Annotated in this window: 18 protein-coding genes and 3 pseudogenes; 15 read left to right on the top strand and 6 right to left on the bottom strand. The window is 58.4% G+C overall.

The annotated features are described in order from the left end of the window. The first annotated feature begins 72 nt into the window (after positions 1-72). The 12 genes and pseudogenes from iolE to JWR98_RS21245 all read left to right on the top strand — a co-directional run bounded on the left by iolE (position 73) and on the right by JWR98_RS21245 (position 13,295). Entirely contained in the window at positions 73-966 is an 894-nt protein-coding gene (gene iolE, locus JWR98_RS21300) for a myo-inosose-2 dehydratase (RefSeq protein ID WP_078732884.1), read from the top strand. Further along, positions 963-1,751 carry a 5-deoxy-glucuronate isomerase gene (gene iolB / locus JWR98_RS21295; protein ID WP_078732885.1) on the top strand — a complete coding sequence of 263 codons (789 nt, stop codon included), beginning with the start codon at positions 963-965 and terminating at the stop codon, positions 1,749-1,751. Before iolE ends, iolB begins: the two co-directional genes overlap by 4 nt. A gap of 22 nt (positions 1,752-1,773) precedes the next feature. Further along, positions 1,774-2,589 carry a TIM barrel protein gene (locus JWR98_RS21290; RefSeq protein WP_078732886.1) on the top strand — a complete coding sequence of 272 codons (816 nt, stop codon included), beginning with the start codon at positions 1,774-1,776 and terminating at the stop codon, positions 2,587-2,589. A gap of 10 nt (positions 2,590-2,599) precedes the next feature. Beyond that, positions 2,600-4,531 carry a 3D-(3,5/4)-trihydroxycyclohexane-1,2-dione acylhydrolase (decyclizing) gene (gene iolD / locus JWR98_RS21285; RefSeq protein WP_078732887.1) on the top strand — a complete coding sequence of 644 codons (1,932 nt, stop codon included), beginning with the start codon at positions 2,600-2,602 and terminating at the stop codon, positions 4,529-4,531. A 19-nt stretch (positions 4,532-4,550) separates the two neighbouring features. Next, positions 4,551-5,561 carry a bifunctional inositol 2-dehydrogenase/D-chiro-inositol 1-dehydrogenase gene (gene iolG, locus JWR98_RS21280; RefSeq protein ID WP_078732888.1) on the top strand — a complete coding sequence of 337 codons (1,011 nt, stop codon included), beginning with the start codon at positions 4,551-4,553 and terminating at the stop codon, positions 5,559-5,561. A 155-nt stretch (positions 5,562-5,716) separates the two neighbouring features. Next, on the top strand, positions 5,717-6,745 hold the full coding sequence (locus JWR98_RS21275) for a Gfo/Idh/MocA family protein (RefSeq protein ID WP_205491128.1): 1,029 nt from the start codon (positions 5,717-5,719) through the stop codon (positions 6,743-6,745). Between the two features lie 128 nt (positions 6,746-6,873). After that, positions 6,874-7,050, top strand: a complete 177-nt coding sequence (locus tag JWR98_RS21270; RefSeq protein ID WP_176156632.1) for a hypothetical protein — start codon at positions 6,874-6,876, stop codon at positions 7,048-7,050. A 64-nt stretch (positions 7,051-7,114) separates the two neighbouring features. After that, positions 7,115-8,044, top strand: a complete 930-nt coding sequence (locus JWR98_RS21265; RefSeq protein WP_078732890.1) for a sugar ABC transporter substrate-binding protein — start codon at positions 7,115-7,117, stop codon at positions 8,042-8,044. A 79-nt stretch (positions 8,045-8,123) separates the two neighbouring features. After that, on the top strand, positions 8,124-9,677 hold the full coding sequence (locus JWR98_RS21260; RefSeq protein WP_205491126.1) for a sugar ABC transporter ATP-binding protein: 1,554 nt from the start codon (positions 8,124-8,126) through the stop codon (positions 9,675-9,677). A 58-nt stretch (positions 9,678-9,735) separates the two neighbouring features. After that, positions 9,736-10,757, top strand: a pseudogene (locus tag JWR98_RS21255) (ABC transporter permease). Positions 10,758-11,082: 325 nt separating this feature from the next. Beyond that, on the top strand, positions 11,083-11,487 hold the full coding sequence (locus JWR98_RS21250; RefSeq protein WP_003191666.1) for a TraR/DksA family transcriptional regulator: 405 nt from the start codon (positions 11,083-11,085) through the stop codon (positions 11,485-11,487). Positions 11,488-11,674: 187 nt separating this feature from the next. Then, a pseudogene (locus JWR98_RS21245) lies at positions 11,675-13,295 on the top strand (methyl-accepting chemotaxis protein). On the opposite strand, the gene JWR98_RS21240 reads toward JWR98_RS21245, so the two are convergent. After that, positions 13,261-13,503 carry a DUF2789 domain-containing protein gene (locus tag JWR98_RS21240; RefSeq protein WP_042944562.1) on the bottom strand — a complete coding sequence of 81 codons (243 nt, stop codon included), beginning with the start codon at positions 13,501-13,503 and terminating at the stop codon, positions 13,261-13,263. The pseudogene JWR98_RS21245 and the gene JWR98_RS21240 sit on opposite strands and share 35 nt — an antisense overlap. 71 nt (positions 13,504-13,574) lie before the next feature. Further along, the gene (locus JWR98_RS21235; protein ID WP_042945709.1) at positions 13,575-13,805 is read right to left on the bottom strand and encodes a hypothetical protein; all 231 of its coding nucleotides are present in this window, start codon (positions 13,803-13,805) and stop codon (positions 13,575-13,577) included. Positions 13,806-14,548: 743 nt separating this feature from the next. Here JWR98_RS21235 and JWR98_RS21230 point away from each other — a divergent pair. From JWR98_RS21230 to JWR98_RS21220, 3 genes and pseudogenes are all read left to right on the top strand, one after another. Next, the gene (locus tag JWR98_RS21230) at positions 14,549-14,998 is read left to right on the top strand and encodes a hypothetical protein (protein WP_042944565.1); all 450 of its coding nucleotides are present in this window, start codon (positions 14,549-14,551) and stop codon (positions 14,996-14,998) included. 132 nt (positions 14,999-15,130) lie between these two features. Next, on the top strand, positions 15,131-16,147 hold the full coding sequence (locus JWR98_RS21225; RefSeq protein ID WP_078732895.1) for an ABC transporter substrate-binding protein: 1,017 nt from the start codon (positions 15,131-15,133) through the stop codon (positions 16,145-16,147). Positions 16,148-16,284: 137 nt separating this feature from the next. Further along, positions 16,285-16,721: pseudogene (locus JWR98_RS21220) on the top strand (DUF3995 domain-containing protein). 7 nt (positions 16,722-16,728) lie between these two features. Here JWR98_RS21220 and JWR98_RS21215 read toward each other — a convergent pair. From JWR98_RS21215 to JWR98_RS21200, 4 genes are all read right to left on the bottom strand, one after another. Further along, positions 16,729-17,112 (bottom strand): hypothetical protein, encoded by a 384-nt coding sequence (locus JWR98_RS21215; RefSeq protein ID WP_205491124.1) that lies wholly within the window; start codon positions 17,110-17,112, stop codon positions 16,729-16,731. 139 nt (positions 17,113-17,251) lie between these two features. Next, positions 17,252-17,674: a hypothetical protein gene (locus tag JWR98_RS21210; RefSeq protein ID WP_205491122.1), complete on the bottom strand. Its 423-nt coding sequence runs from the start codon at positions 17,672-17,674 to the stop codon at positions 17,252-17,254. 305 nt (positions 17,675-17,979) lie between these two features. After that, a complete protein-coding gene (locus JWR98_RS21205; RefSeq protein WP_078732898.1) occupies positions 17,980-18,309 on the bottom strand; it encodes a contact-dependent growth inhibition system immunity protein in 330 nt (109 codons plus the stop codon). Next, a partial coding sequence (locus tag JWR98_RS21200) for an RHS repeat-associated core domain-containing protein (RefSeq protein WP_225908811.1) occupies positions 18,306-21,698 on the bottom strand: 3,393 nt, incomplete at its 5' end. The genes JWR98_RS21205 and JWR98_RS21200, both read right to left, overlap by 4 nt.

The raw sequence follows: 21,698 nt of genomic DNA, 5'->3' as shown, positions 1-21,698 counted from the left end.
GAGGGAGCAAGCCCCCCTCCCACAGAAAGCAGATCCCAGTGAATTCTGAAGATAAAAACAAAAGGTGCAGCCATGCCCGCAATCCGAATTGGCATCAACCCGATCTCCTGGAGCAACGACGACCTGCCGGCCCTGGGCGGCGAAACGCCCTTGAGCACCGCCTTGAGCGAAGGCAAGGAGATCGGCTACGAAGGTTTTGAACTCAACGGTAAATTCCCCAAGGACGCCAAGGGCGTCGGCGATGTGCTGCGCCCCTATGACCTGGCGCTGGTCTCCGGCTGGTATTCCAGCCGCCTGGCACGGCGTTCGGTGGCCGAAGAAATCGAGGCGATTGCCGGCCATGTCGAGTTACTCAAGCACAACGGCGCCACCGTGCTGGTGTATGGCGAGGTGGCCGATTCGATCCAGGGCTCGCGTATTCGCCTGATCGAACGCCCGCGTTTCCATAGCGAGCAGGCCTGGCAGGACTACGCCGACAAACTCACCGAGCTTGCACGTTTCACCCTGTCCCAGGGCGTGCGCCTGGCCTACCACCACCATATGGGCGCCTACGTCGAATCCCCGGAAGACATTGACCAGTTGATGCGCCGCACCGGTGCGGAAGTCGGTCTGCTGTTCGATTCGGGCCACTGCTATATGGGCGGCGGCGAACCGCTTGAGGTGTTGCGCAAGCACATCGACCGGGTCTGTCATGTGCACTTCAAGGACGTGCGCAAGCCGGTGGTGCAACTGGCGCGCAACCAGATGTGGAGCTTTCCCGACTGTATCGTCAACGGCACTTTCACCGTGCCCGGCGATGGCGATATCGACTTTGCCGAACTGCTCGATGTGCTGATGGCCGCGAAATATGCGGGCTGGCTGGTGGTTGAAGCCGAGCAGGACCCGGCGGTGGCGCCCAGCTATATCTATGCAAAAAAGGGCTACGACACCTTGCGCGCGCTTCTCACTGAGAGGGTTGGACAATGAGTCTGTTGGTCAAAAGCAGCAAACGCGGCCAGACCATGGTCGCCCTCGAAGAAGGGCGGCTGGAGTACGTGGGCTTCTCGGCCCATCGCCTGAGCCTCGGCGAAACCCTGCCGGTCAACGCGGGTGATAAAGAACTGTGCCTGGTGCTGCTCAGCGGTCGAGTGAACATCGAGGGCGAAGGTTTCGACTGGCAGAACCTGGGCGATCGCCAGTCGGTGTTCGACGATAAATCGCCGTTCGCCGCCTACCTGCCGCCCGGCACCACGGCCCGGGTCACCGCCTTGAGCGACGTGCAGATTGCGGTCTGCGCCGCGCCCGGTGCGCAGGGTTACGAGCCGCGCCTGATCCGCCCCGAGGACTGCAAACGCAGCGTGCGCGGCAAAGGCGCCAACACCCGTTATGTGTGCGACATCCTGCCCGACACCTCACCGGCCCATTCGCTGTTGGTGGTGGAAGTGCGCACGCCGTCGGGGCACTCGTCGAGCTATCCGCCGCACAAGCACGACACCGATGACCTGCCGCACCAGAGCTTCCTGGAAGAAACCTACTATCACCAGATCAACCCGCCCCAGGGCTTCGTGTTCCAGCGGGTGTACACCGACGATCGCAGCATCGACCAGGCCATGGCCGTGGAAAACAGTGACCTGGTGGTGGTGCCCAAGGGTTACCACCCGGTCAGCGTGCCGTACGGCTACGAGTCTTATTACCTCAACGTCATGGCCGGCCCCAAGCGTGCCTGGCATTTCCACAACGACCCGCAGCACAGCTGGCTGCTGGACCTTTAAACGGTTTGGACGGAGAACAACAATGAAATCGCCGCTACGCTTTGCCCTCAACCGTATGGTCGCGCCAAACCTGTCCCTGCCGGACTTTATCGAGTTGGCGGTCGCGCTCAAGTGCGATGCCATCGAGATCCGCAATGACCTCAAGGACCGCCAGATCGAATACGGCCTGCCCGCCAGCCGCGTACGTGAATTGTGCGCGGCGCAGGGCATCAGGGTGCTGTCGATCAACGCGCTGTACCCCTTTGACGTCTGGAACGACGAACGCCGTGCCCAGGCGATCGAGCTGGCCAGCTATGCCCGTGAATGCGGTGCCCAAGGCTTGGTGATGTGCCCGTTCAATGAGCCCGGCGACACCCGCAATGACGCCCAGCGCGCGGCAGGTTTGCGCACCGCCTTGAGCGAGCTGGCGCCGATCCTGCGTGAGTACGGGATCCTCGGTTTCGTCGAACCCCTGGGCTTCGAAGTGTCCGCCCTGCGCCGCAAGCGCGTGGCCGTTGACGCGATCAAGGCCATCGGCGGCCTGGATGTGTTCCGTGTGGTGCACGACACCTTCCACCATCACCTGGCCAACGAGCATGAGTTCTTCCCCGAGCTCACCGGCCTGGTGCATATCTCCGGCGTGGAAGATGCCCAGACGCCGCTCAACGCGATCAGCGACGGCCACCGCGTGCTGGTGGGCGAGGGCGACATTCTCGGCAACGCCGCGCAGATCGACACGCTGCTCAGCACCGGTTACAGCGGCTACCTGTCGTTCGAACCGTTTGCGGCAAGCGTGCACGAGTTGGCGGATATCCGGCAGGCCTTGGGGGCAAGTATCGCCCACTTGCAGAAACGATAAGGGGCGCGACATGACCACCACCCGATTGACCATGGCCCAGGCCCTGGTGAAGTTTCTGGATAACCAATACATCGAAGTCGATGGCGTGCAGAGCAAGTTCGTCGCCGGGGTGTTCACGATTTTCGGTCACGGCAATGTGCTCGGCCTGGGCCAGGCGCTGGAGCAGGACAGCGGCGACCTTGTGGTGCATCAGGGCCGTAACGAACAGGGCATGGCCCACGCGGCCATCGGCTTTGCCAAGCAGCACCTGCGCCGCAGGATCTATGCGTGCACCGCATCGGTCGGGCCTGGTGCGGCGAATATGCTGACCGCTGCGGCGACCGCCACCGCCAACCGTATTCCGTTGCTGCTGTTGCCTGGCGATGTGTACGCCAGTCGCCAGCCTGACCCGGTGCTGCAACAGATCGAGCAGTTCCACGACCTGAGCATCAGCACCAACGATGCCTTTCGTTCGGTCAGCAAATACTGGGACCGCATCAACCGGCCCGAACAATTGATGAGCGCCGCGATTCATGCGATGCGTGTGCTCACCGACCCGGCGGAAACCGGGGCCGTGACCCTTGCACTGCCCCAGGATGTGCAGGCCGAAGCGTGGGACTACCCGGATTATTTCCTGCAAAAACGTGTGCACCGTATCGACCGTCGCCCGCCCACCACCGCGATGCTCGGCGATGCGTTGGCGGCGTTTCGCGGCAAGCGCAAACCGTTGATCATCTGCGGCGGCGGGGTCAAGTACGCGGGTGCCAATGCTGCGCTGCAGGCCTTCGCCGAGCGCTTCGATATTCCCTTCGCCGAGACTCAAGCGGGCAAGAGTGCGGTGGTGTCCAGTCATCCGTTGAACGTCGGTGGCATTGGTGAGACCGGCTGCCTGGCGGCGAACCTGCTGGCGCCGGAGGCGGACCTGATCATTGGCATCGGCACGCGCTACACCGACTTCACCACCTCGTCCAAGTCGCTGTTCAAGCATGCCGAGGTAAAGTTCCTGAACCTGAATATCAGCCCCTGCGATGCGTTGAAACTCGACGGCGTACAGGTGCTGGGCGATGCCAAGGTCGCACTTGAAGCGCTGGCCGATGCCCTCGGCGATTACCGTTCCGGCTGGGGCGGGCAGGTGCGCGAGGCCAAGGCGCAACTGGACGCCGAAGTGGACCGTGTGCAGGGCGTGGAATATTCGGGCGACGGCTTCGTGCCGGAAGTCGACGACCACCTGGACCGCGCCGTGCTGCGCGAGTTTATCGAACTGACCGGCTCGTGCCTGACCCAGAGCCGTGTACTCGGCGTGCTCAACGACAGCCTGGCCGACGACGCGATCATTGTCGCCGCCGCCGGCAGCCTGCCCGGTGACCTTCAGCGCACCTGGCGCAGCAAAGGCGTGAATACCTACCACGTCGAATACGGCTACTCGTGCATGGGCTACGAGATCAACGCCGCCCTCGGCGTGAAGCTGGCTGAACCGACCAAGGAGGTCTACGCGCTGGTTGGCGATGGCTCCTACATGATGCTGCATTCGGAATTGGCCACCTCGATCCAGGAACGCCGCAAGATCAACGTGGTGCTGCTGGACAATATGGCCTTTGGTTGCATCAACAACCTGCAGATCGGCAACGGCATGGACAGTTTCGGCACCGAGTTCCGCTACCGCAACCCCGAGAGCGGCAAGCTCGACGGCGGCCTGGTGCCGGTGGATTTCGCCATGAGTGCGGCGGCCTATGGCTGCAAGACTTATAAGGTCAGCACGGTGGAGCAGCTTGAAGCGGCGCTGCGGGATGCGCGCACGCAAACCGTCTCGACGCTGATCGATATCAAGGTGCTGCCCAAGACCATGGTTCACGGCTACCTGTCATGGTGGCGGGTCGGTGTGGCGCAGGTGTCCACCAGCGAGCGCACCCGTGCCGCCGCGAAAAAACTCAATGAACACCTGGCGAAAGCCCGGCAGTACTAATAACAAGAGGAGTGTTTGTATGTCGTTGAAGCTTGGAGTAATCGGTACCGGCGCTATCGGTCGTGATCATATCCGTCGTTGCAGCCAGACCCTGCTCAATAGCCAGGTGGTGGCGGTAACCGACATCAACCTTGAGCAGGCTGCCAAGGTGGTCGCGGAACTGAAGCTGGACGCCGAGGTGTATGCGGACGGTCATGCGCTGATCAACTCGCCGCAGGTGCAAGCCATCCTGGTGACCTCCTGGGGCCCGAGCCACGAAGAGTTCGTGCTCGCCGCCATAGCCGCCGGCAAACCGGTGTTCTGTGAAAAACCCCTGGCCGTGACGGCCGAAGGCTGCCGCCGGATCGTCGAAGCCGAAGTGGCCCATGGCAAGCGCCTGGTGCAAGTGGGCTTCATGCGCCCATACGACGAAGGCTATCGCGCCCTCAAGGCGGTGATCGACAGCGGTCAGATCGGCGAGCCATTGATGCTGCACTGCGCGCACCGCAACCCCACGGTGGGCGAGAACTACAAGACCGACATGGCGATCACCGACACCCTGATCCACGAGCTGGACGTGCTGCGCTGGTTGCTCAATGACGACTACGTGTCGGTGCAGGTGGTGTTCCCGCGCAAGACCAGCAAGGCCCTGGCTCACCTGCGCGACCCGCAGATCGTGCTGCTGGAAACCGCCAAGGGCACGCGCATCGACGTGGAAGTGTTTGTGAACTGCCAGTACGGCTACGACATCCAGTGCGAAGTGGTGGGGGAGACCGGTATCGCCAAACTGCCGGAGCCTTCGCAGGTGCAACTGCGCAGCGGCGCGAAGTTGTCGAATGCGATTCTGATGGACTGGAAGGATCGGTTTATCGGTGCCTATGACGTGGAGCTGCAGGCGTTCATCGATAGCGTGCGTGCCGGCCAGGTCGGTGGGCCGTCGGCGTGGGATGGTTTTGCGGCGGCGGTGGCGGCGGATGCGTGTATTGAAGCGCAGGGCAGTGAGCAGATCGTCAAGGTCAGCCTGCCGGATCGTCCGCACTTCTACGGCTGATCGCAAATCCACAGGTGGAATACAGTCGGTGTGGGAGGGGGCTTGCCCCCGATGGCGGTGGGTCAGATAAAGTTTTTTTGACTGACACACTGGCATCGGGGGCAAGCCCCCTCCCACATTTGACTCGGTTTCCACTTCTAAGAAGGAGTGAATTCATGCGAATTGGATTGGTTGGCTACGGCCATGGAGGGCGCTTTTTTCATGCGCCGCTGATTGCCACATTGCCGGGCGCGACGTTTGTCGGGGTCGTCACACGATCACCCGAACGTCGCCAGCAACTGGCAACCGATCATCCGGGTCTCCAGGCTTTTGACAGCATTGGCCAGATCGTCGAAGCCGGGGTCGACGCCCTGGTCATCTCCACCACCCTCAAGGGTCGCCCGGCGCTGGTGCTGGAAGCCATCGAACATGGCCTGGCGGTGGTCAGCGACAAACCGTTCGCCGCCAACGCCGAACAGGCCCAGGCGCTGATCACCGCCGCTGAGCGCTATGAAGTATTGCTGAGCGTCTATCAGAACCGGCGCTGGGATTCCGATTACCTGACCCTGCGCAAGCTGATCGACGCGGGCGCACTGGGCGTTGTCACCCGCTTCGAATCCCGTGTGGAACGCTACAGCCCGCAAGCCGTGGGCAATGCCAGCGGGGGCGGCTGGTTGCGCGACCTGGGCAGCCACTTGGTGGACCAGGCGCTGCAGTTGTTCGGCCCGGTGGATCGGGTGTTCGCGCAATTGCACTACACGGCCGAACATCCCAGCGTCGACCATGGTTTTTTCGTGTCGCTGACCCACGCCAACGGAGTGATCTCGCATCTCTGGGGCAATGCCCTGCAAAACAGCCAGGCGCCACGGTTGCGTGTCAGTGGCAGCGCGGGTTGTTACACGGTGGAGGGGCTCGACGGTCAGGAAGAAGCGCTGCTGGCCGGTAAGTCGCCGAAGACCGAAGGCGATCATTGGGGCGCCGAGGAACACCGCCGCTGGGGCTGGTTCGAGCAAGGTTCGGAACGCGAACGGGTGCCGTCGGAAAAAGGCTGCTGGATGCAGTTCTATCAACAGTTGCAGGCCGCAGTGCAGGGGCAGGGCGCATTGCCGGTCAGTGCCTATGACGCGCTGGAAACCACACGGATATTGGACGCCGCACGCCTTAGCGCCGAGCGCCAGCAGGTGGTTTCAACAAAAATAGAATAAAATTCTAAAACAAGTTGATATGGAAATTATTTTCCAATAAAGTCTTTTCCAGGTTGCATAAAGTACGTCTCGGGCTCGATCCGGACGACTCAACAAAAACAAGATCAAAAACAACCAGGTACCGTCAGATGAAAATCTTCAACGCTGTACTGCGAGTTTTACGCCCCGCCCACACGCCCCGCGATCTGCCCCGCGCCCGGCCGTTCTACTTCTCCTTCCTTAATGTGCTGTGCGTCGAAAACCAGGGCGCGCTGGTCTGCTGCATTCCCGGCGCACCGCTCGTCCGACTGCCTGCCGAGCTCTGAGAAACGCAGCCTCTGATAAACGCAACGTCCAAAAAACCAACAAGAAAGTGGAGACAGACCGTTCATGAAGACCCCGATCCGTTTTACCGCGCTGGCCCTGTCCATGTTCCTGGCCAGCGGTGTTGCCTCGGCGGCCGACCTCAAGATAGGCGTGAGCATGTCCGCCTTCGATGACACCTTCCTCACCTACCTGCGCGAGGATATGGACAAGCAAGCCAAGTCCTACCCCAAGGGTGACGGCGTGCAGCTGCAGTTCGAAGACGCCCGCGCCGATGTGGTCAAGCAATTGAGCCAGGTCGAGAACTTTATCAGCCAGAAAGTCGACGCCATTATCGTCAACCCGGTGGACACTGCGTCGACCGCGAACATCATCAAGGCAGCCACCGCGGCGAAAATCCCGTTGGTGTTCGTCAACCGTCGCCCTGACCAGAAAGACTTGCCCAAGGACGTTGTCGCTGTAGTCTCCGATGACGTTGAGGCCGGCAAGCTGCAAATGCAGTACATCGCCGAAAAACTCGGCGGCAAGGGCAAGATCGTGATCCTGCTGGGTGACTTGGCGAACAACTCCACCACCAACCGCACCAAAGGCGTCAAGGAAGTCCTGGCCAAATACCCCGACATCAAAATCGAGCAGGAGCAGACCGGTATCTGGCTGCGCGACAGGGGCATGACCCTGGTCAACGACTGGCTGACCCAGGGCCGTGACTTCAATGCGGTGTTGGCCAACAACGATGAGATGGCGATCGGCGCGGCCATGGCGCTGAAATCGGCCGGTAAGAAAGACGTACTGATCGCCGGTGTCGACGGAACGCCGGACGGCTTGAACGCGATCACCAAGGGCGATATGACGGTGTCGGCTTTCCAGGATGCCAAGGGCCAGGCGGACAAGTCGGTCGACGCCGCGCGCAAGATGGCCAGGAACGAACCGGTCGAGCAGAACGTGGTGATCCCGTTCCAGCTGATCACGCCGGACAACGTCAAAGATTTCAAATAGTCCCGGCATAAATAGCCCCGACATAACAACAATAAGCGGCAGGGCGGTCGTGCCCGCCTTGCCGATGGAGTACCTCTCTATGCTCGCTCAAGCCGCTGTTTCACCGCCTCCCGGTAGCCAGCCGTTGCCGCTGGACGAACCCTACCTGTTGGAAATCGTCAACATCAGCAAAGGCTTTCCGGGCGTCGTGGCCCTGGCCGACGTGCAACTGCGCGTGCGCCCCGGCACCGTGCTGGCACTGATGGGCGAGAACGGTGCGGGCAAGTCGACCTTGATGAAAATCATCGCCGGCATTTACCAGCCAGACGCCGGCGAAATACGCCTGCGTGGCAAGCCCATCGTGTTTGAAACGCCGCTGGCGGCGCAAAAGGCCGGGATCGCGATGATCCATCAGGAACTCAACCTGATGCCGCACATGAGCATCGCCGAGAATATCTGGATCGGCCGCGAGCAGCTCAACAGCCTGCACATGGTCAACCACCGTGAAATGCACCGCTGCACCGCCGAATTGCTGGCGCGCCTGCGCATCAACCTCGACCCCGAAGAACAGGTTGGCAACCTGAGCATCGCCGAGCGGCAGATGGTCGAGATTGCCAAGGCGGTGTCCTACGACTCCGACATCCTGATCATGGATGAGCCCACGTCGGCGATTACCGAGAAGGAAGTCGCCCACCTGTTTTCGATCATTGCCGACCTCAAGTCCCAGGGCAAAGGCATCGTCTACATCACCCACAAAATGAACGAAGTGTTCGCCATCGCCGATGAAGTGGCGGTGTTCCGTGACGGTCACTATATCGGCCTGCAACGCGCCGACAGCATGAACAGTGACAGCCTGATCTCGATGATGGTGGGCCGTGAACTGAGCCAGTTGTTCCCGGTGCGCGAAACGCCGATTGGCGAGTTGCTGCTGTCGGTGCGCGACCTGCGCCTGGACGGGGTGTTCAAAGACGTGTCGTTCGACCTGCACGCCGGCGAGATCCTCGGTATCGCCGGGTTGATGGGCTCGGGCCGCACCAACGTGGCGGAAACCATTTTTGGCATCACCCCAAGCGACAGCGGGCAGATCATCCTGGATGGCGAGGCGGTGCGCATCAGCGACCCGCACATGGCCATCGAGAAAGGTTTCGCGCTGTTGACCGAGGACCGCAAGCTCAGCGGCCTGTTCCCATGCCTGTCGGTGCTGGAAAACATGGAAATGGCCGTACTGCCGCACTATTCGGGCAACGGCTTCATCCAACAGAAAGCCCTGCGCGCGCTGTGTGAAGACATGTGCAAGAAGCTGCGGGTGAAAACGCCGTCCCTGGAGCAGTGCATCGACACCTTGTCCGGCGGTAACCAGCAAAAAGCCTTGCTGGCCCGCTGGTTGATGACCAACCCACGTTTATTGATCCTGGACGAGCCCACTCGCGGCATCGATGTGGGCGCCAAGGCCGAGATCTATCGCTTGATCTCCTTCCTCGCCAGCGAAGGCATGGCGGTGATCATGATTTCATCGGAGCTGCCTGAAGTGCTGGGCATGAGCGACCGGGTGATGGTGATGCACGAAGGCGAACTGATGGGCACCCTGGACCGTGCGGATGCGACCCAGGAAAAAGTCATGCAACTGGCCTCCGGTATGACCGCGGTCCACTGACGAACAGCCGCGCGGGCCTGCGGTTGGTCCGTGCCACAGAATAAGAAGGTGATTGGCTATGAACGCAATAACAGACAACAAGCCTGCCACGGCACCGGTCAAGCACCGGCGGCGACTGCCGACCGAACTGAGCATCTTCCTGGTGCTGATCGGCATCGGCCTGGTGTTTGAGGTGTTCGGCTGGATCGTGCGGGACCAGAGCTTCTTGATGAACTCCCAGCGCCTGGTGCTGATGATCCTGCAAGTGTCGATCATCGGCCTGCTGGCGATTGGTGTGACCCAGGTGATCATTACCACGGGGATCGACTTGTCGTCCGGCTCGGTACTGGCGCTGTCGGCGATGATCGCTGCGAGTCTGGCGCAGACGTCCGATTTTTCCCGGGCGGTATTCCCCAGCCTGACGGACTTGCCCGTGTGGATTCCGGTGGCCATGGGCCTGGGCGTGGGACTGCTGGCGGGGGCGATCAATGGCAGTATCATTGCCGTCACCGGTATTCCGCCCTTTATTGCCACTTTGGGCATGATGGTTTCGGCCCGTGGCCTGGCGCGTTATTACACCGAAGGCCAGCCGGTGAGCATGCTTTCGGATTCGTACACCGCCATCGGCCATGGTGCGATGCCGGTGATCATCTTCCTGGTAGTGGCGGTTATCTTCCATATCGCGCTGCGCTACACCAAGTATGGCAAGTACACCTATGCCATCGGCGGCAATATGCAGGCCGCGCGCACGTCGGGGATCAACGTCAAGCGCCACCTGATCATCGTCTACAGCATCGCGGGTCTTCTGGCCGGCCTGGCCGGTGTGGTGGCCTCGGCACGCGCTGCGACCGGTCAGGCGGCATGGGCATGTCTTACGAGCTGGATGCGATTGCGGCGGCGGTCATCGGTGGCACCAGCCTGGCGGGCGGGGTAGGGCGCATCACCGGCACCGTGATCGGCGCGTTGATCCTGGGCGTGATGGCCAGCGGGTTTACCTTTGTCGGGGTGGATGCGTATATCCAGGACATCATCAAGGGTTTGATCATTGTGGTGGCGGTGGTGATCGACCAATACCGCAACAAGCGCAAGCTCAAGCGCTGAACCTCAAACTGCAAGCTGCAAGTCCGATTAGCTCTACAGCTTGTCGCTTGCAGCTTGCGGCTTATAGCTGCTGTACGAACTTTCCTGCTATAAACGCACTCCGATAGCCATTCGCCAAGCCCGTCCTGGTGCCTTTGGGGGTTATATCGGAAAAAATGCCTGTCTTTTCAGTTGCTGCGCCCTCAAGTCGGCCTTAGACTGCCGCCCCTCGTAAATTGAGTGCCGGGTGGCGCTTGGAATGGATGGCGCCCTTCCGAGACCTGCAGAGGTCGGCCGGAACGCTCCCTTATTCGCCTTAATGCACGTATTTTTTATAGAGAAATCAATGACAAAGGAAAAGTTGCTGGCCATGCCGGCGGATGACTACATGAATGCCGAACAGCACGCTTTTTTCGAGAAGTTGCTGCAAGACATGAAAGTGGAACACCACGAGCGCATTGAACAGAACCGTATCGCCATTGAAAGCCTGGACACCCCGGCTGACCCGGCCGACGCCGCTTCCGTGGAAGAAGAGCGCACCTGGCTGGTAAACGCTATCGATCGCGACCAGCGCATGCTGCCGCAGCTTGAGCGCGCCCTGGAGCGCATCAAGGAAGATTCCTTTGGCTGGTGTGATGACAGCGGCGAGCCTATCGGTCTCAAGCGCCTGCTGATCAGCCCTACCACCAAGTACTGCATCGAGGCGCAAGAGCGCCACGAGCAGATCGACAAGCACCAGCGCCAAGCCTGATGCGCTGAAGCCGGGGGATTGCCATGCGATCCCCCGCAGAGGCACGTGTTACACCCTGCGTCTATTATTGATCTGCCGCACGCTACCCCACTAAAGGCCCATAGATAATGGCCTGATAGTGGCGTTTAATGCAGAGACAATAATCACAAACAGCGGAGTAACAACAATGGCTGGAGACGCAACGCTGATGGGCGCAGCCGTGCCGCCGCAAACGGTGACGCGCGCAATGTCCGGCTGGGTGGTGCCACTCTTGCAAAGCATCGCCCTGGTGCTGGTACTTCTGGGCCTGGCATTCGCCAACCTGCCGCTCTACCTCTGCCTGCCACTGGCTGTGCTGGTCATCTGGCTGCCTCGCCTGAAGACGTCCAGGCCGGTGATAGCCGAGTCAGCGGCGAGCGATGCGATTGGCGAGCTGACCCGCGACCTGTCCTATACCACCAGCCATAATGCGCTCTCTGCCGCTGGCGTAGCCTATTCGGTCAAGCAACTGGCCGCCCGCGTGCAGTCGCAATTGGGCGCGGCCAAGCAGATTGTCAGCAGCGCCGAGGTGATGATCAGCACCGAGCAAGTCACTTCGCAGTTGAGCCGCCAGGCCCTCGGCGCCGCCAGCCAGGCCAATCAACGCAGCACCGAAGGCCGTGAAGTGTTGGCCCAATCCATCATACGCATGCACCAGCTCAGCCAGCGCGCGAATGCCAGCCGTGAGCTGATCGAGGCCTTGAGCCAGCGCAGTGAAGAAATCCAGCGCGTGACCCTGGTTATCCAGTCCATTGCCAGCCAGACCAATCTGCTGGCGCTTAACGCGGCGATCGAGGCGCGCGCGCCGGTGAGCATGGACGAGGGTTCGCGGTGGTCGCAGACGAGGTACGCGGGTTGGCCGCCGTACGGCCACGGCCACCGATGAAGTCGGCGTGATGGTGGCGGATATCCAGCAACGCACGGCTCAGGTGGTGGAGCAGATTCGCCAGCTGTCGGCGGACTTGCACACCGGCGTCGAACAAGTGGAGCACGCCGGCGAGCAGTTGCACAGCATCGCCAGCCTGGCGGCGGATGTGGAAGGGCAGGTCAACGAGATCGCCCAGGGCACCGATACCAACCGTGCCCAACTCGACAGCCTGTTCCATGCGGTGGAACAGATGCGCAGCGACCTGGACGTGAGCGACCAGCAAACCCGGCAGTTGGCCGACGCCGCGGTGCAAATGGAAGGCCAGGCCGAAACCATCAGCGAACGCCTGGCGCAGGTCGGGCTGGATGACTATCACCAGCGGGTCTACGACCTGGCGCGCGAGGGCGCGCAGCGTATTGCCGTACAGTTCGAAACCGATGTGCAGCACAACCGTATCAGTCTGGATGACTTGTTCGACCGCAGCTACACGCCGATTCCCAATACCAGCCCGAGCAAATACCATACGCGCTTTGACGGTTACACCGACCAGGTCTTGCCGGCGATCCAGGAGGCGCTGCTGCCGCGTCACGAGGGCCTGGTGTTTGCCATTGCCTGTACGCCGCAAGGTTACGTGCCAACGCACAACCAGGCGTTCTCCCAAGCGCTGACCGGCGATGCCCAGGTCGATGCCGTACAGAACCGTACCAAACGCAAGTTCGACGACCGTACAGGGATTCGCTGCGGCAGCCATCAACAAGCGGTTTTGTTACAAACCTACACCCGCGATACTGGCGAGTTGATGCACGATTTGTCGGTGCCGATCATGGTAAATGGCCGGCACTGGGGCGGTTTGCGCCTCGGGTACAAGCCGCAAGCCGCCAAGGGCGTCAGGCCTGAGCCGGCTCGTGCAGCAGGGCGTTGAGGTCGTCGACCGCCGGCGCCCATTCTGCATCGACATGCAATTGCTCCCTGAGGAAACTCGCCTGCTGTTCACTCCAGAATGGCGCGTCGCTCAGCTTTATACCGTCGGGTAGGCGGTGCTCTGCGGTGAAGCGTTCGATCCCTTCCTGGCTCGAATCCAGGCCCAGTTGATCGAAGAGGGTTTCCAGTGTCGGGGTTGTGGTGTCCATCGGTTTCTCCATGCGAGCAGGTCATCGTTATGCATGGGAGACTTGTGACGCGCGGGAGTTCGATCGGATTCTCAGGAAGTCAGCGCGCCTGCGTCCACGGCGGTCTTGAGCGCAAGGGCGGATTCTCTTCCGGCGATAGCGGCGGTTTCCAGGGTCTTGAACCAACGGTCTTTTTCCACCTGGTGCGTCGTGACAGTCGTCAGCGGTGGCTTGGCGCGCATTACGATCACCGCTTGAAACTCTCCGTCTACTTCCCTTGCGTCGCCATGGATGAAAAACTCGCCAATATCAAATTCCGTCACGTATCGCCTTCCCTTCGAGGTAACCAACTGCACTGATGAAACCTGACCCGCACGGGGCAAACTTCAATGGACGGGCCAGTATGGCAGTTGTTGACGGGTGGCGGCGCAGTTAACTTATCCAGGTGACGAAACGATCCCGTCGTGCAGGGAGGCTTCCAGTCGCTTGGCCAATTCGCAGGCTTGGCTATGGTCGCTGCGAAAGCCTCTGATTCTCCCGCTGGTCACTTCACGGATGTGAAAAAAATTCCTGCCGGCAGGTACAACTTGGTAAAGAATGGCAGGGGAGTACCCGTCGGGACTGTGCAAGCAGTAGTATTGGGCGTGTTGCATGGTCAGCTCCTGTTGATCGATCCTGTTGACCGCCAGCAGCGTTACAGGTGGTTTTAACCCGTGTTGCTGTTTTAGTATGGTCGTCGACGGCCGGCATCTGGTTCCACGCCAAGGTGTTTTCGTTTGTACGGGCTGTCGGAAACTGCGTTTTTAATGGGGTTATTCTCTGAAGCGGGTCGACCGGTATTCTCTGGTTAGTGAACCTGTGATTTCCTGTGACGCCTGATGACCCGGTACGCGGCCTATCCTGAATGCCGGTGCCGGCCGCGGTGCGCAACAGCGCAATCTTCTTCGGTTTTTTCAATGTGTGTTGCGTAAGCGTGCCGCGATGGCCGTTTTTTTGTGCTGCTCGCTCCGGCGGACGGCGCTTTTTTAGAAGTGGGGGCGTTTCCTTGGCAGTCAGTAATCTGGATATGCACGCATTGTTCGTGCTGGGTGATTTGCGCGCAAAGTTGGTCAAGCAGTTTCAATCCCGTTTCGTTTACATCACTGAGCAGACGCCGGAAGGCATCTACATCGCTGAAATCGATACCGAAGCGGCAATGGTGGTGGATGACAAACCGCGCCTGGAACTCAAGGTGGGCGACCATTTTCGCGCGGCCGTGTTGCCCAGTCGCGAAGGTGGCAAGTTCGAACTCAAGTTCCGCGAGATCAAGTTGACGGTGTACGGCCTGGGCGACTATGCCTTCGTTTCTTCTGCCGAAGGCCAGGGCATAGTGTTCAAGGAAGGCCACAGTGTGATGCTGGTGTTTGCCGCCAACGAACAGTTGCAGGAAGGCCTGACCAAGACGCTCAAGGCTGTGACCGGCAAGGCCGCCAAGTGGCGCAAGGGCGAGCTGGTAACGTTCAAGGCCAGCGAATAAGCAACCCATACCGAGAACATCCTTTATCTCCCGGAACCTCTACTACAGTTGAGTTGACTTAACTATTCAGAGGCTTCGCATTGTCGGCAAAGCCGTCCGTTGTTTGCTGCGATACTGCGAGGTGCCTGGGGCATGAAAGGATTGAAAACGCTGTTGGCTGCGTCTTTGACGGCTTTGAGTCTGTCAATCGCCTCACTGCCGGTTTCAGCGGCGCAAGCGCCGGTGCATTTTGCCGACCTGAACTGGGAAAGCGGCAGCCTGATCACTGAAATACTGCGGGTGATTGTCGAGAAGGGCTACGACCTGCCCACCGACACCTTGCCCGGCACCACCATCACCCTGGAAACCGCCCTGGCCAAGAACGACATCCAGGTGATCGGCGAAGAGTGGGCCGGCCGCAGTCCGGTATGGGTCAAAGCCGAGGCCGAAGGCAAGGTGGTGGGGTTGGGCGATACGGTCAAAGGCGCAACCGAAGGCTGGTGGGTGCCGGAGTACGTGGTCAAGGGCGATGCCGCCAAAGGCATCAAGCCGCTGGCGCCGGACCTTGCGAGCGTGAAAGACCTGGTGCGTTACAAGGATGTGTTCAAGGACCCCGAGTCCCCGGGCAAAGGGCGCTTTCTCAACAGCCCCATCGGCTGGACCTCGGAAGTGGTCAACAAACAGAAACTCAAGGCGTATGGCCTGGAGGACAGCTACGTGAACTTCCGCAGCGGTTCGGGGGCGGCGCTGGATGCCGAAATCGCCTCGTCGATCCGTCGCGGCAAGCCGGTGTTGTTTTACTATTGGTCGCCAACGCCCTTGATGGGACGCTACAAGTTGATCCAACTGCAAGAGCCACCCTTTGATGCCGAAGCCTGGAAAACCCTGACGGATGCGGATAATCCTGATCCCAAGCCGACAAGGTCGTTGGCGTCCAAGTTGAGTATCGGGGTGTCCACGCCGTTCCAGAAAGAACACCCGCAGATCGCGGCATTCTTTGAAAAGGTTGAATTTCCGATTGAACCGTTGAACAAAGCCCTGGCGACCATGAGCGAGAACCATACCCCAGCTCGAGAGGTGGCCCAGGCGTTCATGAAAGAGCATCCCGAGGTGTGGAAAGCGTGGTTAACCGCGGATGTGGCAGGGAAGGTGGAGGCGAGTCTGAAGTAACCTGAAGATCAGAATGATGGGCGCATTTTCGGGTTTTGAACTGCTTGGTGGCATCTTGCCGTTATCCGCCGACGAAATACCTGCAAAAAGTTCTCAGGCGACTATCCTCTTTCGGACTTTTCCAGGGAGAGCCTGCCATGAGCTTTGTCATCGCACGATGGATCGTCGGCATTTTTACCGGCATCAGCATGGTCCACCTGTACTGGGCCGCCGGCGCAAACTCGGCAGCCTGGCCGCCATCCCCCAACTACCCGGTGAGTTCGCCGGCGGGCCACGCCCGGCGTTCAAACCTTCGGCGCTGGGCACTTTTTTAGTGGCGATGGGGCTGGTGACGATAGCGCTGCTGGTGTGCCTGCGTGCCGGGCTGTACTTCCCGCCGGTGTCCCATCGGGCATTGCAGTGGGGGATCAGCGCGATTGCCGTGGTGATGTTTGCTAGGGCAATTGGGGATTCGGAGTTGGTGGGTTTTTTCAAAAAGGTCGGCGGGTCGCGGTTTGCGCGTCTGGATACGTGGTTTTATTCGCCTTTGTGCCTGGTGTTGGGGGTGGGGTTGTTGGTGGTGGCGTGGACTTGAGCTGCGTTTAGATATGTGTGGGGTAGAGCCGGATTTTTGTTGTGCTCACTTCGACAAAGCCGGATTTGTTGGGTAACGGCTTATCAAGTTCAATGAGGATTATTGAGTTGCCGAGGTGTAGCGCTTTGAACTCATCGTCTGTGCTCTCAATGAGCTCGGCTATTATTCGAGTGACACTGTCTAGTGTAGAAATAGACGGCGTTCTGTCTGATGAAAGCATGATGTTTGTTTGCCAGGAAAAAACTTCATCCATATCCAGTTCGACATCCAGGTCCTCTCCGATGTTCGGAGCCAAACCGTCCCATTGAGCTATTCCATCGCCAAGTAATGAATGAAACTTTACGTGTAATGCGTTCTGGTATTCATGTATATGGGTTATTTGTATTTTCATAGGCGGGCTGGTGTGGCGTATGGTCTTGGCAAAGACCGGTAGTAGATCCAGAAGTTAATGTGTTTTTGGTGGCGGTGCGGGAACTTTCTATATGACTCAAGCCGCATTCTCAAGTGCGAAGTGAATATGGGTCAAGTTTTCATTCTGATAAAAGTTTTGCGAAATCCAATTGGCCTTCAAATGAAATGCATGCAATCCATGTCAATGATTTGGAAGTTATATAGGTGTGTTGCGGTATTTCTGAGAAAATCCTGAGTGTTTTTTCTAGGTTTTTTGTATTCGTGCAGTAAGCCTCGTCACAGACCGAGTCACTCAAAATAATTATCGTGTCGTCGGCTACTTTTTGGATTTCATTGGACAGTCGTGAAAATGCCAAATCTTGAAGTTCGTGTCCGAAGTTAATGGAATTTTTTAATTTTGTCCAAGAAATTTTGCTTCCTGAAAATGGTATCTTTTCATTGATTTCTCTGACTATGGATGTGTGATCGCTTGGATGTAGAGTAGTAAACTGAATGCCGTGGAATCTAAGCTCCGTAGTTAGTTCTTCATCGAAATAGCTCATTTTTTTGCGAACCTTTTAGTCAGTTGTAATGCTGTTTTTTGGGTTGATATAATAAAAGCAGTGTGGCTATTTTTTTGCAGATCAACATGTATGCGAGTGTTATTTTTATTGTTCTGTTAAAGGTGGTAGTCGAGCATTTCATATTTTTTCAATGCAATATCCGTCTGCAATTACTGTAAAAGTGCTCATGGATTCTAGTGAGGTGGTGTTTTTTTTAAGCTGAAAACGTACACGCGGCCCATGATATGCCGAGTGGATCGTTCAGTATGATTTTCTCGATGCAAAGAGGTGATTAACAGTTGAGGCTATCTTTTTTCAAGTTTTTTATCCTCCTTGAGTAAATATTCTTCGAATTTTTTTACTATATGATCCAGCCACAAGAGCCCTGAAGTCCACTGGTATGGATAGTAGTAACAACAGTACTGCTTGTGGAATAAGTCTTCTTGAAACTCTTCCTCGGTTGTGTATGAATTTTTTAGCTCTAAAATTTCCTGCTTGACCGTGATGATTGTCTCTCTCGTTGAGTCGAATAGAAATGTGTCGATAACCTCATCAGCCGAGGAATGGTCTTCTGCCCAGTCCTGGTTGAAGTAGGCACCAAAAAATTGTTGGAGTTCTGTCAGTGGTTTATTCATTTTTCTGGGTATCCGGTTAATAATAGATAGCCCTCTGGCATTTTAGGGGCTCTTTTTATAACTAGTAACAAATTATATACAGGTATGGATTTTTTTGTTCCGCTTAGCATGCTGACTCCTACGATTTCGTTAGCGCTGTCTTTAATTAAGAGCTTGTCCTTCGTTCCACTTAAAAACTCAATTATCTCTTGTTGGTGTGTTGCCAGACTTTTAGAGACTATTGTTTCGGCCTCTTCCAGAGTTTTGAACGTAGATGAAGCAGGGAGATGTGGTTCCGACTCGAATCTTGCCGCTAATTGTTCGTCAGTTCGTCCTACATGCTTTTTAATCAGGTGTCCTCCAGCATTCTCATGAGTGGTTAATACACCGGAAGCTGTCTTTTTTGTTAAATTGCCTTTTGATCCAGGACAATCACCAGTCTTACAACTCAGCCCTAGCGGATCCACCCATCCCGTCGGATTAGGCACATATTGGTAGCTGTTGATCCCACCCGCCAGCTTCACCGGGTCCGGCGTCAGGTAACGACCAATGTCTGGATTGTAGTAGCGATGGCGGTTGTAGTGCAGTCCGCTTTCTTGGTCGAAGTATTGGCCTTGGAAGCGCAGCGGGTTGTCGACTTTTCCGACGTCGAGTCGGCTGATTTGGCCGTAGGCGCGGTAGTGGGCGGACCAGACGATTTCTCCGTCTGGGGCGGTCAGCTCCTGGGGTGTGCCGAGGTGGTCGAGTTGGTAGTGGTAGGGTTTTGTTTCGTCTGGGCCGAAGCCTTCCAACAGGGCCAAGGGCCGGAAACTGTCCGGTTCATAGAGATAGCTGCGATGGCGGTCCGCATGGTGCTCGGCGATGAGTTTGTCGCCTTGCCAGAAAAACTCGGTGGTGATGCCATCGACGGTTTTGCTGATGCGCCGCCCAAACGGGTCGTATCGGTAGCTGGCGGTTTGGCCGTTTGGCTGCGTAATACCGATCAACCGATGCTGGCAGTCGTAGCGGTACTCGGTAACGAGTTGATGCCCTTTGCCACGCCGTTCGCGGATCAGGTTGCCGAAGGCGTCGTAGTCGTAGTGTCGGTCGCCCTGAATCATCAACCGATTGCCCGCCACGATGTCAGGGCCGGGGCGGTCTTGCATGAGCAGATTGCCGGCGGGGGTATGGGCGAAGCGTTCCTGCAGGTCTTGTGAGTGATCGGCGCGGGTGAGGCGGTTGAGCGGGTCGTAGCGGTAGTGGTGTTCGCCTTTGCGGGTGTCGTTGAGGCGGGTGAGGTTGCCGGATGGGTCGTAGTCGTAGTGGCGTTGGTAGAAGTAATTTTCCTGTTGCGTGACGGTGTGGGCGTGCAGGCGGTGCTGGTCGTCGTAGTGGTAGTGGCTGAGAAGCTGGCCTTGTTGGCGTTGGTGCTCCTGGCCGGATTTGAAGAGGTGCGAGGTCAGCGTTTCCCCATTCAACTCAACTGTCGCCAAATGACCACCTTTGGCGTGGTTGAACACTAGGCGATTGTTGTCTGGCAGGCGCAGGTATTGCAGTTGGCCGCAGGCGTCGTAGCCATAGCGCAAGGTGCCCCAGCCTTGATGTTCGGCGGTGAGGCGGTTTTGTGGATCGTATTCGTAGGCCAGGGCCCAGTGGCCGTCGTCGACGCTGAGGAGGTTGCCCTGACGGTCGTAGGCGTAATCGACCGTGCTGCCATCGGGCAGGGTTTTTCGTACGAGGCGGCCGGCGTGGTCGCGCTGGTAAACGGTAACTAGCTGACGGCCGTCATCACCGTGTTCGGTTTTTTCCTGCAGGTTGCCGTTGAGGTCGTAGACATAGGCGGTGCGTTGACCGTCGAAGCCGATTTCCTGCTGGATCAGGCCGTTGGGGTGGTAGTCCAGTCGGTAGGTTTCGCCGATTTCGTTTTCGATGTCGGTCAGCAGCAGTCGAGCGTTGTCGTAGCGGTATTTGACCTGAGTGCCATCGGCGTTGATGCGGCGGCTGATCAGGTGCAGGCCATCGGCGTATTCGTAGCGGGTGACGTGGCCGAGTTCATCGCGTTCGGCGGTGATTTTTCCGTAGGGGTTGTAGCTGTATTCCCGCGTGGCACCGCCGGGGAGTACGACGCGAATTAGCCGACCAACGCTGTCCCATTGGTAGTGGGTCAGCGCGTCCTGTTCATCCTCGCGGGCAATCTGGCGGCCCAGATCGTCGTAGCGGTAACGCTTGATGCCGCCGTTCGGCAATTGCTCTTCAAGCAACTGGCCGCGTTCGTTCCACACCAGGCGATGACAGCTGTGATCCGGATACCAAACTCCCGTCAGTAGGCCGTATTTGTTGTAGCTGTAGTCTGTGGAAGTACCGTCAGGGTCGGTCTTGCGAATGACATCGCCTTGGTCATTGCGCTCATATTTCCAGACCGCCTGACCCCGCCTTACAACCCGTACGAAGCCATTGTCATGCTCGTAGGACGTCGGTTCATCATCTCCCGGAAACAACGCCACCAAGCGTCCGGCGTCGTCGTACTGATACGCCGTCACTGCCCCGAGCGGATCCTGCTCGACCGTCAGCCGGCCTTTAGCGTCGTAGGACTTGAAGTGCTGAGCACCGTCCGGGTCGATGCGCTGCACCAGCCGCGCACGGTCATCGTGGACGTACACTTCCTGGCTGTCGTCGGCGTTATGCACGACAACATGGCCGTCATCCCCCCAGACATACCGCGTGTCCATCTGCGAAAAACTGGCCCAGTGCCGCACGCAGCGCGCCGCCTTGCCAGAGCGTTCCCACTCCCAGAAGAAACTCGCCCCACCGGCCAAGCCCCGCTCCAGAATGACGTGCTGCTCGTCGTACCGATAAACCTCGCTTTCGCCTACCGCATTGGTCGCGCAAACCAGTCGGCCCGAGTCGTCATAGGCGTAGGAAACAACGCTCTGCTCCGTCACCCATTCGTAAGGCTCATACCCCTTGGCCCGCTGAACCTGGTAATCCACCGCCACGATGCGGCCCAGCTCATAACGCAAACACAACGAACGGCCGACACCGTTATCCAGCCGCTCAATACGGCCCATAAAATCCCGGGCAATCCGCAGCCGGTTGTCATACGCATCGCTGATCGAGACCAGCACACCGTCGCGAAAGTGATAAAACCGCGACGCCTGGGCCAGCACCAACTCATCCGGCAAAGACCCCAAATAGATCGCCGCTTCAGCCAGGCTATTGGTGATCGCCGGTCGCGCAACAGTCGGCATCGGAAACGAAGTAATGCGATTCTCATGGTCCGTCCACACCACCGAGTCACCGGAAACCATAAGCCGCTGCGCCAGTGAATGGCTCCAACCAAACCCGAGCCCAACATCCACTTCCACCGCGCTGGTGCGATACAACCGTGTCCATTCAAACGGCAAAATCCCGTCCAGCACACCGTCGGTCAG

This window comes from Pseudomonas lactucae (assembly GCF_016937615.1).
GTDB lineage: Bacteria > Pseudomonadota > Gammaproteobacteria > Pseudomonadales > Pseudomonadaceae > Aquipseudomonas > Aquipseudomonas lactucae.
This window is presented reverse-complemented; position numbering and strand designations above follow the sequence as displayed.